Here is a 15,957-nt window from a genome sequence, read left to right on the forward strand (position 1 = left end):
GAGCTATGAACACCCGCCTGACCGCCGCCGGGGTGCGCCTCGGCTACGGCGACCGGATCGTGGTGGACGGCCTCGACCTCGGCGTCGAGTCCGGCACCGTGACCGCGATCATCGGCCCCAACGGGTGCGGCAAGTCCACGCTGCTGCGCGCGCTCGGCCGGCTGCTGCGTCCCTCGGGCGGCGAGGTGCTGCTCGACGGCAAGCGCATCGACCGCATCCCCACCCGCGAGGTGGCCCGGCTGCTCGGCGTGCTGCCGCAGGCGCCGGTCGCCCCCGAGGGCCTGACCGTGGCCGACCTGGTGGCCCGGGGCCGCCACCCGCACCAGACCTGGTACCGGCAGTGGTCGTCCGGCGACGAGTCGGCGGTGGCCGAGGCGCTGGCCATGACCGGCCTGCTCGACCTGGCCGACCGGCCGCTGGAGGAGCTGTCGGGCGGGCAGCGGCAGCGGGCCTGGATCTCCATGGCCCTGGCGCAGGGCACCGACCTGCTGCTGCTCGACGAGCCGACCACGTTCCTGGACCTGTCGCACCAGGTCGAGGTGCTGGAGCTGGTAGGCCGCCTGCACCGCGACGCCGGGCGCACGATCGTGATGGTGCTGCACGACCTGAACCTCGCCGCGCGCTACGCCGACCGGCTGGTGGCGATGCGCGCGGGCCGGGTGGTGGCGGCGGGCGGCCCGCACGAGGTGCTGACCGAGGACCTGCTGCGCGAGGTGTTCGACCTCGACGCCAAGGTCATCGACGACCCGGTCACCGGCACCCCGCTGGTCGTGCCGATCGGCTCCCGCCGCACCACCTGACCCTCACTCGCCCAGCAGGGCGTCCACGAACACCTCGGGGTCGAAGGGCGCCAGGTCGTCGGGGCCCTCGCCCAGGCCGACCAGCTTGACCGGCACGCCCAGCTCCCGCTGCACCGAGATCACGATGCCGCCCTTGGCGGTGCCGTCGAGCTTGGTCAGCGCGATCCCGGTCACGTCCACGACCTCGGCGAACACCTGCGCCTGGCGCATGCCGTTCTGGCCGGTCGTCGCGTCGAGCACCAGCAGCACCTCATCGACGGTGGCCTTCTTCTCGATCACCCGCTTGACCTTGCCCAGCTCGTCCATCAGGCCGGTCTTGGTGTGCAGCCGCCCGGCCGTGTCGACGATCACGACGTCGGCCTTCTCCTCGATGCCCCGCGCGGTGGCGTCGAAGGCGACCGAGGCCGGGTCGCCGCCCTCGGGCCCGCGCACGACGTCGGCGCCGACCCGCTCGCCCCAGGTCTGGAGCTGGTCGGCGGCGGCGGCCCGGAAGGTGTCGGCCGCGCCGAGCACGACCTTCTTGCCGTCGCCGATGAGGGCGCGGGCGAGCTTGCCGGTGGTGGTGGTCTTGCCGGTGCCGTTGACCCCGACGACCAGCACGACCGCGGGCCGCTCACCGTGCGGCGTGGTGTGCAGGGTGCGGTCCATGTCGGGGTTGATCTGGGTCAGCAGCTCCTTGCGCAGCAGGGCGCGGACCTCCTCGGGGGTGCGGCTGCCCAGCACCTTCACCTGGGTGCGCAGGTCCTCGACCATGGAGCGGGTCGGCGAGACGCCGACGTCGGCCGTGATCAGAACCTCCTCGATCTCGTCCCACACGTCGTCATCGAGGCGGTCACGGGAGAGGAGATCGAGCAGCCCCCGGCCCAGGGCGTTCTGCGACCGCGCCAGCCGCGCACGCAGCCGCACCATGCGCCCCGCCGACGGCGGCGGAATCTCGATCTCGGGCACCACCACCGGCGGCGCCTGGACGGGCACCGTGGGCGGCGGCACCGTGGTGGTGGCCTCCTCCCCCACGGCCGTGGACCCCGATGGCGCTTCGCGCTCCTCCTCAGGCAGCGGCGGCGCCTTCGGCGGCTCCATCGGCGGAGCGGCCCTGCCACCCGGCCGGAACAGCAGGAACAGCCCGCCGGCCGCGAGCAGCGCGACGACGACCACGATCACGACGATGCCGAGGTAACTCTCCACGACGCCAAGTTTTCCAGACCCCCGTCAATACTCCGACCCGCCCCGCCCGGTTAGGCCACTTCTGCCGGGTTGACCTCCCCCGCCGGGAACCGTCACGAAGGGCCCGGCACGCCCAGGGCCCAGGCATCGGACCCGGCCCCCCAATCCGGACGCCGACGTCCCGCGGCCCCGCCCGGTGTCCGAGGCGGGAGCAAAGCAGGCCCGCCCCACCCAGAGCGCAGGCACCGGACCGAGCCCGCCCAATCCAGCACGAACGCCCCGTAAACCCACGCAGCCCCGAGCGGAGGCAAAGCACACCCGCCCCACCCAGAGCACAGGCATCCGCCCCGGCCCACCAACCCGGGAGCGAGCGACGTGCGGCCCATCAGATCTGGGGAACGGGGCGAAGGCCAACTCGCGGAGCGTGGGGAAGCGCGCTCCGGTCATGTCGCCCGCGCGAGCCCACCCCGGGGAGCGGAGGCGGAACAGGTCCGGCACGCCCAGGGCGCGAGCATGGGGCGAGTCAGCCCGATCCGGGTGCCGACGTCCCGTGGCCCGCCCGGCGTCCGGAGCGGGAGCGAAGCCTGCCCGCCCCACCCAGAGCGCAGGGCATCCGGCCCGGCCTACCCAACCCAGCACGAGCACCCCGCAGACCCACCCCGCCCCCGGGACGCGGAGGCGGGGTGGGGAGGGTGGGGTCAGGCGGGTTCGCGTTCGCGTAGGCGTTGGCTGACGACCTGGGTGACGCCGTCGCCGCGCATGGAGACGCCGTAGAGGGCGTCGGCGATCTCCATGGTGCGCTTCTGGTGGGTGATCACGATGAGCTGGGAGCTCTGCCGCAGTTCCTCGAACAGGGTCAGCAGGCGTTGGGTGTTGGTGTCGTCGAGCGCGGCCTCGACCTCGTCCATGACGTAGAAGGGCGAGGGGCGAGCCTTGAAGATGGAGATCAGGAACGCCACCGCGGTCAGCGAGCGCTCGCCGCCCGACAGCAGCGACAGCCGCTTGACCTTCTTGCCCGGCGGGCGGGCCTCGACCTCGACGCCGGTGGTGAGCATGTCGGACGGGTCGGTCAGCAGCAGGCGGCCCTCGCCGCCGGGGAAGACCCGGGTGAAGATCGTCTCGAACTCGCGGGCGACGTCCTCGAAGGCGGCGGCGAAGACCTGCTCGACCCGCTCGTCCACCTCCTTGACCACCAGCAGCAGGTCGCGCCGGGTCTTCTTGAGGTCTTCGAGCTGGGAGGTCAGGAACGCGTGCCGCTCCTCCAGCGCCGCGAACTCCTCCAGCGCCAGCGGGTTGACCTTGCCGAGCTGGGCCATCTGCCGCTCGGCGGCGCGGGCCCGCTTCTCCTGCTCCTCACGGACGTACGGCACCGGCTCGGGGTCGGCCGGGACCGGGACCGACGGGCCGTACTCGGCGAGGAGGGCGTCCTCCTCGACGCCGAACTCCTCCATCGCCCGCGCCACCAACTGCTCCAGGCGCAGCCGCTGCTCGGTGCGGGCGACCTCGCTGCCGTGGGCCCGGTTGACCAGCTTGTCCAGCTCGGCGGTGAGCTCTCTGACCCGGGCGCGCACCGCCTTCAGCTCGGCGTCGATCTCGCCGCGGGCCTGCTCGGCGGCGTCGCGCTCCTCCGCCGCGGCCCGGATCGAGCCCTCCAAGGCGGTCAGCGCCCGCTCGGCGCCGGTCATGACGGCGTGGGCGACGGCGGCCTGCCGCCTGCGACGTTCGCGCCGCTCGGCCGCGGCGGCGCGCTCGGCCCGCTCGCGCTCGGCGGCGCGGATCAGCGCGTCGGCACGGCCCGCGATGCCGCGCACCCGCTCCTCGGCGGTGCGCACGGCGAGCCGGGTCTCCATCTCGCCCTGCCGGGCCGTCTCGCAGGCCGCCGCCAGCTCGTCGCGGGTCTCGGTGCCGGGCTCCTCCTCCAGCTCCTCGGCGTACTCGGCCGCGGCCAGGCGCTCCTCCAGCTCGGCGAGCCCGGCCACCTCGCGGTCGCGGGCCTCCTCGGCCGCGCGGACGCCCTCGGCCAGGCGGGCGCTCTCGGCCCGCGCCGCCTCGGCCGCCGCCGCGAGCTGGGCCAGCCTGCGGGCCACCGCCGCGGCCTTCTGGTCGGAGTCGCGCTGCCGGGCCCGTACGCGGTCGAGGGCGGCCTGGGCGGCGCTGACACCGCTCTGGGCGCTGTTGACGCCCGCCTGGGCCTCGGCGACGCGCGCCTGCGCGGCGTCAACGGCCGCCTGAGCCGCGCGCTCGGCCTCCACCGCGCCATCGAGCCGCTCGCCGGTCAGCTCGGCGGTGGCGCGGGCCTGCTCCAGGTCGGCCACCGCCGCGTCCAGCACCGCGCGCACCTGGAGCGCGGAGGTGCCGTCGGCCGAGCCGCCCCGGACGAGGTGGGCGCCGATCAGGTCGCCGTCGCGGGTGACCGCGCGCAGCCCGGGGTGCGCCTCGACCAGCGCTCGGGCCGTCGCCAGGTCGGCGACCACGACCACGTCGCCCAGCAGGCGGGCCACCGCCGCGCCCAGTTCGCCCGGCGCGGTGACCAGGTCGGCCGCCCACTCGCCGGGCACCTCGGGCCGTACGCCGTCGCCGGGCGCGCCGCCGGAGGCGACCACCAGCGTGGACTGCCCGGCCTCGCCCGCGCGCAGGAACTCCACCGCCGCCACGGCCGCGGGCAGCGAGCCCACCGCGACCGCCTCGGCCGCGCCGCCCAGCGCGGCGGCTATCGCGGTCTCGGCCCCCGCCTTGACCGTCATCATCGCCGCCAGCGGGCCGAGCACCCCGTCGAGGCCCCCGGCGAGCAGGGCCGCCGCGCCGTCGGCGCCCTGGGCCAGGCCCAGCTCCAGGGCCTCCCTGCGGGCCTCCAGCGCGGCCACCGCGCGCTGGGCCTCCTGGTCCTCGGCGCGGGCCGCGGTGACGGCGGCCTTGGCCGCGGCCAGGGCCTGGCGCGGGGCTTCCAGGCCGCGCCTGGCGTCCTCCACGGCGGCCTTGGCGGCCTCCACGGCCTCTTTGGCGGCCTCGACGCCCTCCAGGGCCAGCTCCAGCTCCGCGGCCAGCTCGGGGTCGCTCTCGGGCTCGGCGGACCGCTGGGCCTCGTGCTCCTCGGCCGCCCGCGCGGCGCGCTCCTCGGCCTCGGCGACGCGGCGGGCCAAGCGGCCGATCTCCTCCTCGGCGGCGGCGGCGCGGCTGCGTACGGCGCCGACCTGGCCGCGCAGCGCGGCCAGCTCCTCGCGCCTGCGCGCGGCGGCGCGGGCGGCGGCGGACAGGCGCTGCTCCTCGGCCGCGAGCGCCGCCTCGGCCTCGGTGCGCCGGGCCACCGCCTGGTCCAGCATCTCCTGGGCGACGGCCAGCTCCTCGGCCAGCTCACGCTCCTGCTCGCGGATCTCGGCGGCCTCACGCTCGTAGTCCTCCGGGTCGCGCCCGCGCCGCTCGACCGAGGCCGCGTCGAGCGCGTTGCGGTGCCGCTCGGCGGCCAGCCCGGCCAGGCCCTGGATGCGGTCGCGGAGCGAGGACAGCCCGAAGAACGCCTCCTGCGCCGCGCGCAGCCGCGGCTGGGCGCTGGTCTCGGCGGCCTCCAGATCGGCCTCACGGGCCTGGGCCTGCTCCAGCTCGGCCTCCACCTGGGCCCGCCTGGCGCGCACCGCGGCCTCGTCGGCGGCCTCGCGCTCCAGGATCTCGCGCAGGGTCAGCACGTCGTCGGCCAGCAGCCGCAGCCGGGCGTCGCGCAGGTCGGCCTGGATCACCGCCGCCTTGCGGGCGATCTCGGCCTGGCGGCCCAGCGGCTTGAGCTGGCGGCGCAGCTCGGTGGCGAGGTCCTGCACCCGGGTGAGGTTGGCCTGCATCGCGTCGAGCTTGCGCAGCGCCTTCTCCTTGCGCTTGCGGTGCTTCAGGACGCCCGCGGCCTCCTCGATGAACGCCCTGCGCTCCTCGGGGCCCGCGTGCAGCACCGTGTCGAGCTGGCCCTGCCCCACGATGACGTGCATCTCGCGGCCGATGCCGGAGTCGGACAGCAGCTCCTGGATGTCCAGCAGGCGGCAGGTGTCGCCGTTGATGGCGTACTCGCTCTGGCCGGAGCGGAACATCAGCCGGCTGATCGTGACCTCGGTGTAGTCGATCGGCAGCGCGCCGTCGGAGTTGTCGATGGTCAGCGTGACCTCGGCCCGGCCCAGCGGGGCCCGGGAGGACGTGCCGGCGAAGATGACGTCCTCCATCTTGCCGCCGCGCAGCGACTTGGCGCTGTGCTCGCCCATCACCCAGGCCAGCGCGTCGACGACGTTGGACTTGCCCGAGCCGTTCGGCCCGACCACGCACGTGATGCCCGGCTCGAAGCGGAGGGTGGTCGCCGAGGCGAAGGATTTGAACCCGCGCAGCGTGAGGGTCTTCAGATACACGGATTCGCGCGCCCCCTCCCGTGCCAGCCGGCAGCCACCACGAGCCCGCGCCCGCGCGCGGCTCGGCCGAAGACTATCGGGTCATCGTGATCGCCCGCCGCCACACGCCCCATGCTGCCTCGCATGCCGCCCCAGTGTGACGCCTTCACTACCCCATGGCAGGGCTCTTACCGTTTCCCGGTGCGAAAGGACCGCCGGAAATGACAAGGGACGCCTCCACTGAGGCGCCCCTGGACAAATGTTGTGCTCTCCGGACCTCTACGTGAGGGCCGGCTCGCGATCCTGCAGGCGGGTGAACGTCTCCTCACGGCTTTGCGCCGAAAGTGCGTCGTTCTGTGCCTGGAGCCGGATGAGCTCTGCCTCCAGATCCCGGATTCGCTGCTGGAGACGGCGCATTTCCGAGACCATACGAGGGTCAGGACCGCCGACGTGGCCGAGTAGAGCCTTCGCCATGGTTAAGGGTCCTCCACGCTGAGTGACCAGACTGGTTCGCGCACTTCATGCCGCGGGAGGGGTGCGCGTGGTTCCTATCAAGAGTCGCACCGGTGCTGAGAGCGGTCAAGTTGAACGCTCCGGCTGGATGTACCAGTGGGCACTCCCGACATACAAATATACCGCATTTGGGGGGTTTAACGGAAGCGGCTACCGCTCCACGAAGCCCGTCAAACTACCTCGTTCTTCACTCCAGCGTTCTACAACTCCATCGACCCTCCCCGGCGTGTCGCAACCACGGAGACGATCAAGGAGCTTGACACAGGCCGAGCGGGGCCCCTCGGCCACCACCTCGACCCGGCCGTCCTCGGTGTTGCGCGCCCAGCCCACCAGACCGAGCTCCAGCGCGCGCGACCGGGTCCACCAGCGGAAACCCACTCCCTGGACCCTGCCGCGCACCCAGGCCGTCAACCGGACCCGCTCGTCGCTCTCGGTCACGAGCGGGCCTTCGGACGGGGTTGACAACGGGGGCACGAATATGACGAACGGTTCATGAAGGGCTCGCGAACGATCGGGGTGCCGCACCGCCGGCACGGCTTGTCGCGCCGGCCGTACACCGCCAGGGCCCGGTCGAAGTAGCCGCTCTCGCCGTTCACGTTGACGTACAGGCTGTCGAAGGACGTGCCGCCCTGGAGCAGCGCCTCGCCCAGCACCGCCCGGATCGCGCGCAGCAGCTCCTCCACCTTGGGCCGGCTCAGCGCGTTGGCCGGCCTGGCCCAGTGCAGCTTCACCCGCCACAGCGACTCGTCGGCGTAGATGTTGCCGACCCCGCTGATCAGCGACTGGTCCAGCAGGGCCCGCTTGACCTGGCTGCGCCTGGCGCGCAGGCGGCGGGTGAACTCGTCCTCGTCGAAGGACTCCTCCATGGGGTCCTTGGCGATGTGGGCGATCGTGCCGGGCACCGGTCGCTCCTCCTCGGCCGTGCCCGCCTGCCCGGGGCGCGGCTCGGGGCGTACGAGGTCGGTGACCAGGAGATGGCCGAAGGTGCGCTGATCGACGAAGCGCAGCTCGGGGCCGCCGTCGTCGAAGGTCAGCCGCACCCGCAGGTGACGCTCCAACGGCGAGTCGGGCTCGACCACCAGGAGCTGCCCGCTCATGCCCAGATGCGCCAGAAGCGCCTCCTGGCCGTCGGAGAAGGGCAGCCACAGGTACTTGCCCCGCCGCTCGGCCTGGGCGATCTCACGGCCCTTCAGCCGCGCGGAGAACTCCTCACCGCCCGGCACGTGCCTGCGCACGGCCCGCGGGTGCAGCACCTCGGCCGAGGCGATCGTACGGCCGGTCACCCAGCGCTCCAGGCCCCGGCGCACCACCTCTACCTCGGGAAGCTCGGGCATCGGCGGCTACCTGGCCGGCTCGTGGCTGGCCGCCTGGTCGCGAAGGCCGCGTATGCGGGTCCAGGCGGCCTCCGCCGCCTGCTGCTCGGCCTCCTTCTTGCTGCGGCCCGAGCCCGAGCCGTAGTCCTCGCCGCCCACCCGCACCACGGCGGTGAAGGACTTGGCGTGGTCGGGGCCGCTCTCCTCGACGTGGTACTCGGGCACGCCGAGGGTCTCGGAGGCGGTCAGCTCCTGCAGCGAGGTCTTCCAGTCGAGCCCGGCCCCCAGCGAGGCGGACCTGGTGATCAGCGGGTCGAAGAGCATGTGGACCACGCGGAACGCCTCGTCCAGGCCCTGGTCCACGTAGACGGTGCCGATCAGTGCCTCCAGGGTGTCGGCGAGAATCGAGGACTTGTCCCTGCCCCCCGTGCCCTCCTCGCCCCGTCCGAGGCGCAGGAAGCGGCCCAGGTCGAGCTGGCGCGCCACATCCGCGAGCGCGCGCATGTTGACCACGGCGGCGCGCAGCTTGGCGAGCTGCCCCTCGGGCAGGTCGGGATGGTTGCGGTAGAGCGTGTCGGTCACGACGAGGCCCAGCACCGAGTCACCCAGGAACTCCAGGCGCTCGTTGGTGGGCAGCCCGCCGTTCTCGTACGCGTACGAGCGGTGCGTCAGGGCCCGCTCAAGCAGTGCGGCGTCCAGGCGTACCGCGAGGACCCGCTCAAGTTCGTCCTGGGCGACCTCCACGGCCACCGGCTTGGCACCTGCGCCCACGTCTCCTCCTCCGGGCGGTTGATCCGGCCGTTGCGCCCGTGGTGCGGCCCTGTGCCGCCACGGGTCTGCGGTGGCGCGGGCGGGAGGAGCCGGAGCCCGGTGCTCCGCGTGCGTGGATGCCCGGGAAGGGTCGCGGCCCTCGTGCCCTGGAGACCCCGAAGACGTGGTGGACGCCGGGAGGGATCACGGTGATCCCGGCGTCCACCACGGCCGCGGGCGGTCGGCCACCGCTCGCGCCGCCGCGGGAGCGGCCGGCCGGCGCCTGGTCGGGCGCGCGGCCGGCCCCCCTCGGCTCAGCGCGCGATCAGGCCGACGGCTCGATGACCTGACGGCGGTTGTAGGTGCCGCAGTTGGGGCACGCCACGTGCGGCCTCCGGGGCGCCCGGCACTGCGGGCAGGCCACGAGGGCCACCGGGGCGGCCTTCCACTGGGCGCGGCGGGCGCGGGTGTTGCTCCGCGATTTCTTCCGCTTGGGGACGGCCACGTCAGCCCTCCTGATCGTCGTTGTTGCTGTCGTTGTCGCTTACGAGACCCTGCAGCGCCGCCCAGCGGGCGTCGATCCGCTCGTGCCGGTGGTCCGGGCCGGCGTCGGCCAGCCTGACCCCGCATTCCACGCACAGGCCCTGGCAGTCGTCGGAACAGACAGGGCTGAGCGGCAGCGCGAGCACCACCGCGTCGCGGAACGCCGGCTCAAGGTCGAGCAGATCGCCGTCGAGGACCTGGTCGTCCTCCGCGGCGTCCTGCGCCGAGTAGAAGAACAGCTCCTGGAACCCGACCTCGACCTCCGAGGCCAGCGGCTCCAGGCACCGGGCGCACTCGCCGCGGAGCGGCGCCTGCGCCGTGCCCGTGACGAGCACGCCTTCCATCACGGCTTCGAGCCGGATGTCCAGCTCGACATCGGCGTCCTTGGGGACGCCGATCATGTCGACGCCGAGATCCTCAGCCGCCGGAAGGTTCAGGACCATCCGCCGCATCGAACCCGGCCGCCGCCCCAGCTCGTGGGTCGAGATCACCCACGGGGCCCGGGGGTCCAGATGTTGCGAAGTCATCCTGCTCTCGTTAGGCATGGCGAATCACCGCCGTCGTGCAAGGCCGATTAGAAAGGATACCAGTCGCTGGTCAGCCCCTGAGCCGCTCGACGAGGAGCTCGTGCACCAGGTCGGGCACCAGGCCCGAGACGTCGCCGCCGTACCGGGTGATCTCCTTGATCCTGCTGGAGGAGAGGAAGGAGTACTCCGGGTTGGTGGACATGAACAGCGTCTCCACGCCCGACATGCGGTAGTTGAGCTGCGCCATCTGCAGCTCGTAGTCGAAGTCGCTGATCGCGCGCAGGCCCTTGACGATCGCGGGGATCTCCTGCTGCTTGCAGAAGTCCACAAGCAGCCCGTGGAACTTGTCCACGCGCACGTTGCCGTACTCCTTGGTCACGGCCTGGAGCATCTCGATGCGCTCCTCCACCGTGAACAGGCTCTTCTTCTCGATGTTGATCAGAACGGCCACGACCACCTCGTCGTACAACCGCGAGGCTCGGCCGATGATGTCCAGGTGACCGTTGGTGACGGGGTCGAAGGACCCCGGGCAGACGACACGGCGCAAGGCGCACCCCCAGATCTACGGGTTCCCGGCGGCGCGACCGTACCAAACGGCCGCTTCACCGTAACGACGCACCCTCTCCTCAAGGTACCCGGCGGGCCATTTCAGCTCCGGGCCGCGGCTCTCGCGCTCCACCGCGACCAGCGCGTCATCGGCCAGCCAGCCTCCGTCGCGCAGCCGCTCCAGCACGGCGGCGACCACGTCGTCGGCCAGCGCGTACGGAGGGTCGGCGAACACCAGGTCGAACCGGCCGGGCGCCTCGCGGGCGAGCACCCGCTCGACCCGGTCGGCGACCAGCTCGGCGCCCGGCAGCCCGAGCGCGGCGATGTTGGCCCGGATCGCCTTGACGGCGCGGGGGTCGGACTCCACGAGCACGGCCCGCGCCGCACCGCGCGACAGGGCCTCCAGCCCGACCGCGCCGGAGCCGGCGTACAGGTCGAGCACGCTCGCCCCCTCAAGCGGGCCGAGCAGCGAGCCGACGGTGGAGAAGATCCCCTCGCGCGCCCGGTCGCTGGTCGGCCGGGTCGCCCTGCCCGCGGGCACCGCCAGCCGCCTGCCCCCCGCGCTCCCCGCGATCACCCGCGTCATGCCCCCCAATCTATCCGGGCGGGGGCACCGTCAAGTCTGGGCAAGGACTGGCGTAAATCGCGCCAGGGTCGTTCCCTTCCACACCGGACGTGCGCAAGATGAGTTCTGCGGCCTTCAGGTGACCCAGGGAAGGCCGCCCGGTGTGATCGTGAGCCCTTCCGCACACCGGAACCCTCGGCACCTGACCCGAGGGTGGGCCCAGCCGGGGACGGCATTCGGGGGGAGGCCGTCCCCGGCGCTGGGGCCAGACGCGGGACCGGAGACGCGCGGGACGCGCGCGGCCCCACGGGACACGCCCTGGACCCACCGGGCGCGCGGCGAGACGCGCTGGACCTGCGCCACCGCACCGAATCACCACACCGGACCCCGCCGACCGCGCCCGACCGCACGAACCCACGCGACACGCGCTGGACGCGCGCGACCACACCGAATCACCACACCGGACCCCGCCGACCGCGCCCGACCGCGCGGACCCAGGCGACACGCGCTGGACGTGCGCCCGGGGCGCGGGAGCGCGCGATGCGCGCGGGGTCAGGTCTTCTCCAGGTAGTCGGCGCGCTCGTCGGCCAGCAGCTTCTCGATCTCGGCGCGCAGCCCGGGGTACGCCCCCAGGGCGGGATCGTCGTCGAGCAGGGCCGCGGCCTCCTCGCGGGCGGTCGCGATGACCTCCTCGTCGCGCAGGAGCTGCAGCATCCGCAGGGAGGACTTGCGGCCCGACTGCGCCACGCCCAGCACGTCGCCCTCGCGGCGCTGCTCCAGGTCCACCCGCGACAGCTCGAAGCCGTCGAGAGTGCGCGCCACCGCGTCGAGGCGGTCTCTGGCGGGGCTGCCGGCCGGGGAGTCGGTGACCAGCAGACACAGGCCCGGCAGGCCGCCCCGGCCGACCCGGCCGCGGAGCTGGTGGAGCTGGGAGACGCCGAAGCGGTCGGCGTCCATGATCACCATGACGGAGGAGTTGGGCACGTCGACGCCGACCTCGATCACCGTGGTCGCGACCAGGACGTCCACCTCGCCCTTGGAGAAGGAGCGCATCACCGCGTCCTTCTCCTCCGGCGGGAGCCTGCCGTGCAGCACCGCGACCCGCAGGCCGTGCAGCGGGCCCTCGGCCAGCAGCGGCGCCACGTCGAGCACCGCCAGCGGCGCCCGCCGCTCCTCGCCGCCCTCGCCGAAGCCGCCGGCATCCCCGAAATCGCCGGGATCGCCAGGGCCGCCGGGACCGCCGAAATCGCCCGGGTCGCGCGCCTCCAGGTCGCCCTCGTCGCCCTCCAGGTCGCCGATGCGCGGGCACACGACGTACGCCTGACGGCCCAGCGCGACCTCCTCGCGCACCCGCTCCCACGCCCGCTCCAGGTAGTGTGGCTTCTCGGCGGCCGGCACGACGTGGCTGCTGATCGGCGCCCGCCCCGACGGGAGCTGGGAGAGCGTGGAGACCTCCAGGTCGCCGAAGACCGTCATCGCGACCGTGCGCGGGATCGGGGTGGCCGTCATCACCAGGACGTGCGGACGCCCGCCGTCGGCCTTCTCGCGCAGCGCGTCGCGCTGCTCCACGCCGAAGCGGTGCTGCTCGTCCACCACCACCAGGCCGAGATCGGCGAACTGCACATGCTCCTGCAGCACCGCGTGGGTGCCCACCACGATGCCCGCCGCGCCGGACGCGGCGTCGAGCAGGGCCGCGCGCCGCGCCGCGGCCCCGAGCGAGCCGGTCAGCAGCGCCACGCCGGTGCCGCCGAAGACGCCGCCCGCGGCGAGGTCGCCGAGCATGGCGGTGATCGAGCGGTGGTGCTGCTGGGCCAGCACCTCGGTGGGCGCGAGCAGCACCGCCTGGCCCCCGGCATCGACCACCTGGAGCATCGCGCGCAGCGCCACCACGGTCTTGCCCGCGCCGACCTCGCCCTGGAGCAGCCGGTGCATCGGGTGCTCGCTCGCCAGGTCGGCCGCGATCTCCTCGCCCACCGCGCGCTGGCCGTCGGTCAGCGAGAACGGCAGCCGCTCGTCGAAGGCGTCGAGCAGCCCGCCGGCACGCCTCGGGCGCGGCCGGGCGGGCCAGGCCGTGGCCGCCATGCGCCTTTGCAGCAGGACCGCCTGGAGCAGCAGCGCCTCGTCGAACTTCAGCCGCTTGCGCGCCCGGTTGACGTCGGCGAAGTCGCGCGGCCGGTGGATCGCCACCAGCGCCTCGCCCAGGCCGGGCAGCTTGTGCCGGGCCCGGATGCCGGCCGGCAGCGGGTCGTCGAGCGGGCCCAGCGTGTCGAGCACGATGCCGACCGCGCGCCGGATCACCCACGAGCTGAGGTCCTTGCCCGCCGGGTAGATCGGCACCGGCGCGGTGGCGAACTCCTGGGCGTCGGCGTCGCCGTCGGCCTCGTCGAACAGCTCGAAGTCGGGGTGGGCGAGCTGCCAGCGCGCCTTGCCGCCGCGCCCGAACATGGTCACCTTGCCGGCGAACATGCCGCGCCGCCCCGGCTTCAGCCGCGACTCCACCGCGTGGGACGCCTTGCCGAAGAAGGACAGGTAGATCCGGTTGCGCCGGGCGTCGGAGACCTCGACCTCCAGCCAGGTGCCGCCCTTGTTGCGCATCGGCTTGCGCATCGCCCGGGACACCTCGCCCACCACGGTCACGTGCTCGTCCACGGCCAGGGCGTCGATGTCGGTCAGCTCGCCGCGCTCGGCGTACCTGCGCGGGTAGTGGCGGAGCAGATCGCCGACGGTGGTCAGGCCGAGCACGCTCTCCAGGAGCGCGGCCGTGCGGCGGTCGAGCGCCGTGGCAAGCGGCTCGTCGAAGCTCGTCACGTCAACCAGTTCTACCCTGCCGGCCCGACAGATTCATTCACCCTCACTCGACCCCGATGAGCAGCGGGTAGCCGCCCTGACCGCCCTCGATGACCACCACGTCCAGGTCGGGGCGGTCGGCGGCCAGATGGGCGCGTACGGCCTCGGCCAGGTGCGGTGGCGCGTCGCGCCCGGTCACCAGGGTCACGATCTCGCTGCCGCCCGACACCATGCGCGCCGTGATCTCGACCGCGACCCCGGTCACCGACGTGCCGATCAGCGCCACGTCGCCGTCCACGATCCCGAGCACGTCGCCGGGCTCGCACACGCCCGCGCTGGTCACGGCGGCGCGGTCGGCCACCCAGACGTGGCCGTGGCGGGTGTGGCCGGCGGCGTCGGTCATGGCCACCACGTCGTCGTCGAAGCGCCGCATCGGGTCGTGCACGGCCAGCGCCGCCAGGCCCTGCACCGACGCCCTGGTCGGCAGCACGCTCACCACCGCGCCGCGCTCGCGGGCCACCTCCGCGGCGGCGACGGCGACCTCGCGTACGGCGCCGTCGTTCGGCAGCACCGCCACCTCGCGGCCCGCCCGCCCGATCGCGGCCACGAGCTCCGGCAGCGGCGGCGTGGCCCCGGGCTCCCTGCGCACCACCACGGCCCCTGCCTGCTCGAACAGCCGCGCCAGGCCGTCGCCCGCGGCCACCGCGACGACGCCGCGCGCGGGGACCGCCTGCTCGGGCGCCGCGTGCGGGTGGGCGCGGTCGGCCGCGGCGGGGAGATACGTCACCCGGACGCGGTGCGGCCTCCCGGCCCGCATGCCCGCCTCGATCGCCGCGCCCGCGTCGTCCACGTGCACGTGCACGTTCCACAGCCCCTCGCCGCCCACGACCACCAGCGAGTCGCCCAGGGCGTCCAGTTCCCCGCGCAGCCGGGCCACCGACGCCTCCTCGCCGCAGTCGAGCAGGTACATCACCTCGTACGAGCGCGCCTCCGCGGCGCACTCCCCCGGCGCGGGCAGCGCCCCCGACCGCCTGCCCAGGAACTCGAACCGCTCGACGTAGGAGTCGGTGACCACCGCGGCCAGGGTCTCCAGGATGATCGCCAGCCCGGCCCCGCCGGCGTCCACGACGCCGCTGCCCGCCAGCACGCCGAGCTGCCGCGGCGTACGGCGCACCGCCCGCGCCGCCTCCTCCGCCGCGGCCCGCACGACCTCGGCCAGCCGGTCGCGGCCGGGATCGCGCACGGCCGCCGCCACCGCGTCCAGCACGGTCAGCACCGTCCCCTCGACGGGATGGGCGACGGCCTGCCGGGCCAGCTCGGCGGCCCGCAGCAGCGCCGAGCGCACCCCCTCGGCGTCGCCCTCGGCCGAGCGCAGCACCTCCGCCATGCCGCGCAGCGCCTGGCTGACGATCACCCCCGAGTTGCCGCGCGCGCCCAGCAGCGCGCCGTACGCGAGGGTCTGCCACACCAGGTCGCCGCCCGCGTCGTCGGGCAGCTCCTCCACCGCCTCGGCCGCCGACAGCATCGTCAGATGCAGGTTGGTCCCCGTGTCGCCGTCGGGCACCGGGAAAACGTTGATCGCGTCGATGTCGGCCCTCGCCCGCCCCAGCGCCTCGGCCGACAGCCGAGCCCACCGCCGCACGGCCGGCGGGTCGAGAACCTTGAGCATGTGGGGTGCCCTCCGTCGCCGATGCGCTACGGTTGTGTCTGGAGATTATCCCGTCAGGCGGCGCCGACCACTCACGTTGGCGACCACCGTCGCGCATCGGATATCCTCGTGTGGCCAGCCGGTTGTCCCGGCATGCCCGCGAGCCGCCCTTCAGGGCCGAGGCGCGGGCTTATCGACTGATCTAAGGAGCGATACCGTGGCTTCCGTCTGCGACGTCTGCGGCAAGGGGCCGACGTTCGGCAACAACATCTCGCACTCGCACCGCCGCACGCGCCGCCGCTGGAACCCCAACATCCAGTCGGTCCGCGCCAAGATCGGCGGCACCCCGAAGCGGCTGAACGTATGCACCTCCTGCATCAAGGCGGGCAAGGTCACCCGCTGACCTCCCCCTAGCACCACCGCCTCCAGCCCGGCGTCTCCGG

Annotated in this window: 14 protein-coding genes; 2 read left to right on the forward strand and 12 right to left on the reverse strand. The window is 73.9% G+C overall.

All coding sequences use genetic code 11. From position 1 onward, the window contains the following. The first annotated feature begins 5 nt into the window (after positions 1–5). The gene (locus tag HNP84_RS10840) at positions 6–800 is read left to right on the forward strand and encodes an ABC transporter ATP-binding protein (protein WP_185049486.1); all 795 of its coding nucleotides are present in this window, start codon (positions 6–8) and stop codon (positions 798–800) included. A 3-nt stretch (positions 801–803) separates the two neighbouring features. On the opposite strand, the gene ftsY is transcribed toward HNP84_RS10840, so the two are convergent. The 12 genes from ftsY to HNP84_RS10900 all read right to left on the reverse strand — a co-directional run bounded on the left by ftsY (position 804) and on the right by HNP84_RS10900 (position 15,535). Then, a complete protein-coding gene (gene ftsY, locus HNP84_RS10845) occupies positions 804–1,985 on the reverse strand; it encodes a signal recognition particle-docking protein FtsY (RefSeq protein ID WP_185049487.1) in 1,182 nt (393 codons plus the stop codon). Positions 1,986–2,662: 677 nt separating this feature from the next. Beyond that, entirely contained in the window at positions 2,663–6,343 is a 3,681-nt protein-coding gene (gene smc, locus HNP84_RS10850; protein ID WP_185049488.1) for a chromosome segregation protein SMC, read from the reverse strand. A 258-nt stretch (positions 6,344–6,601) separates the two neighbouring features. After that, entirely contained in the window at positions 6,602–6,796 is a 195-nt protein-coding gene (locus HNP84_RS10855) for a hypothetical protein (protein ID WP_185049489.1), read from the reverse strand. Between the two features lie 189 nt (positions 6,797–6,985). Further along, the gene (locus tag HNP84_RS10860) at positions 6,986–7,273 is read right to left on the reverse strand and encodes an acylphosphatase (protein ID WP_185049490.1); all 288 of its coding nucleotides are present in this window, start codon (positions 7,271–7,273) and stop codon (positions 6,986–6,988) included. Further along, positions 7,270–8,169 carry a bifunctional DNA-formamidopyrimidine glycosylase/DNA-(apurinic or apyrimidinic site) lyase gene (gene mutM, locus HNP84_RS10865; RefSeq protein ID WP_185049491.1) on the reverse strand — a complete coding sequence of 300 codons (900 nt, stop codon included), beginning with the start codon at positions 8,167–8,169 and terminating at the stop codon, positions 7,270–7,272. Before mutM ends, HNP84_RS10860 begins: the two co-directional genes overlap by 4 nt. Before the next feature lie 6 nt (positions 8,170–8,175). Continuing rightward, entirely contained in the window at positions 8,176–8,892 is a 717-nt protein-coding gene (gene rnc, locus HNP84_RS10870) for a ribonuclease III (RefSeq protein WP_312924523.1), read from the reverse strand. Positions 8,893–9,223: 331 nt separating this feature from the next. Next, a complete protein-coding gene (gene rpmF, locus HNP84_RS10875; protein WP_185049493.1) occupies positions 9,224–9,403 on the reverse strand; it encodes a 50S ribosomal protein L32 in 180 nt (59 codons plus the stop codon). Position 9,404: 1 nt separating this feature from the next. Next, entirely contained in the window at positions 9,405–9,968 is a 564-nt protein-coding gene (locus HNP84_RS10880; RefSeq protein ID WP_221336115.1) for a YceD family protein, read from the reverse strand. Positions 9,969–10,038: 70 nt separating this feature from the next. After that, the gene (gene coaD, locus HNP84_RS10885) at positions 10,039–10,515 is read right to left on the reverse strand and encodes a pantetheine-phosphate adenylyltransferase (protein ID WP_185049495.1); all 477 of its coding nucleotides are present in this window, start codon (positions 10,513–10,515) and stop codon (positions 10,039–10,041) included. 15 nt (positions 10,516–10,530) lie between these two features. Then, positions 10,531–11,100 carry a 16S rRNA (guanine(966)-N(2))-methyltransferase RsmD gene (gene rsmD, locus HNP84_RS10890; protein ID WP_185049496.1) on the reverse strand — a complete coding sequence of 190 codons (570 nt, stop codon included), beginning with the start codon at positions 11,098–11,100 and terminating at the stop codon, positions 10,531–10,533. A gap of 531 nt (positions 11,101–11,631) precedes the next feature. Beyond that, complete coding sequence (gene recG, locus HNP84_RS10895; RefSeq protein ID WP_185049497.1) at positions 11,632–13,887, reverse strand: ATP-dependent DNA helicase RecG; 2,256 nt, start codon at positions 13,885–13,887, stop codon at positions 11,632–11,634. Positions 13,888–13,930: 43 nt separating this feature from the next. Continuing rightward, complete coding sequence (locus HNP84_RS10900; protein WP_185049498.1) at positions 13,931–15,535, reverse strand: fatty acid kinase ATP-binding subunit FakA; 1,605 nt, start codon at positions 15,533–15,535, stop codon at positions 13,931–13,933. Positions 15,536–15,731: 196 nt separating this feature from the next. Between HNP84_RS10900 and rpmB the strand changes: the two genes are divergently transcribed. Further along, entirely contained in the window at positions 15,732–15,917 is a 186-nt protein-coding gene (rpmB, locus tag HNP84_RS52775; RefSeq protein ID WP_185049499.1) for a 50S ribosomal protein L28, read from the forward strand. Positions 15,918–15,957: the final 40 nt, after the last annotated feature.

Origin of the sequence: Thermocatellispora tengchongensis, from assembly GCF_014202315.1 — a bacterium.
Taxonomy (GTDB): Bacteria; Actinomycetota; Actinomycetes; order Streptosporangiales; family Streptosporangiaceae; genus Thermocatellispora; species Thermocatellispora tengchongensis.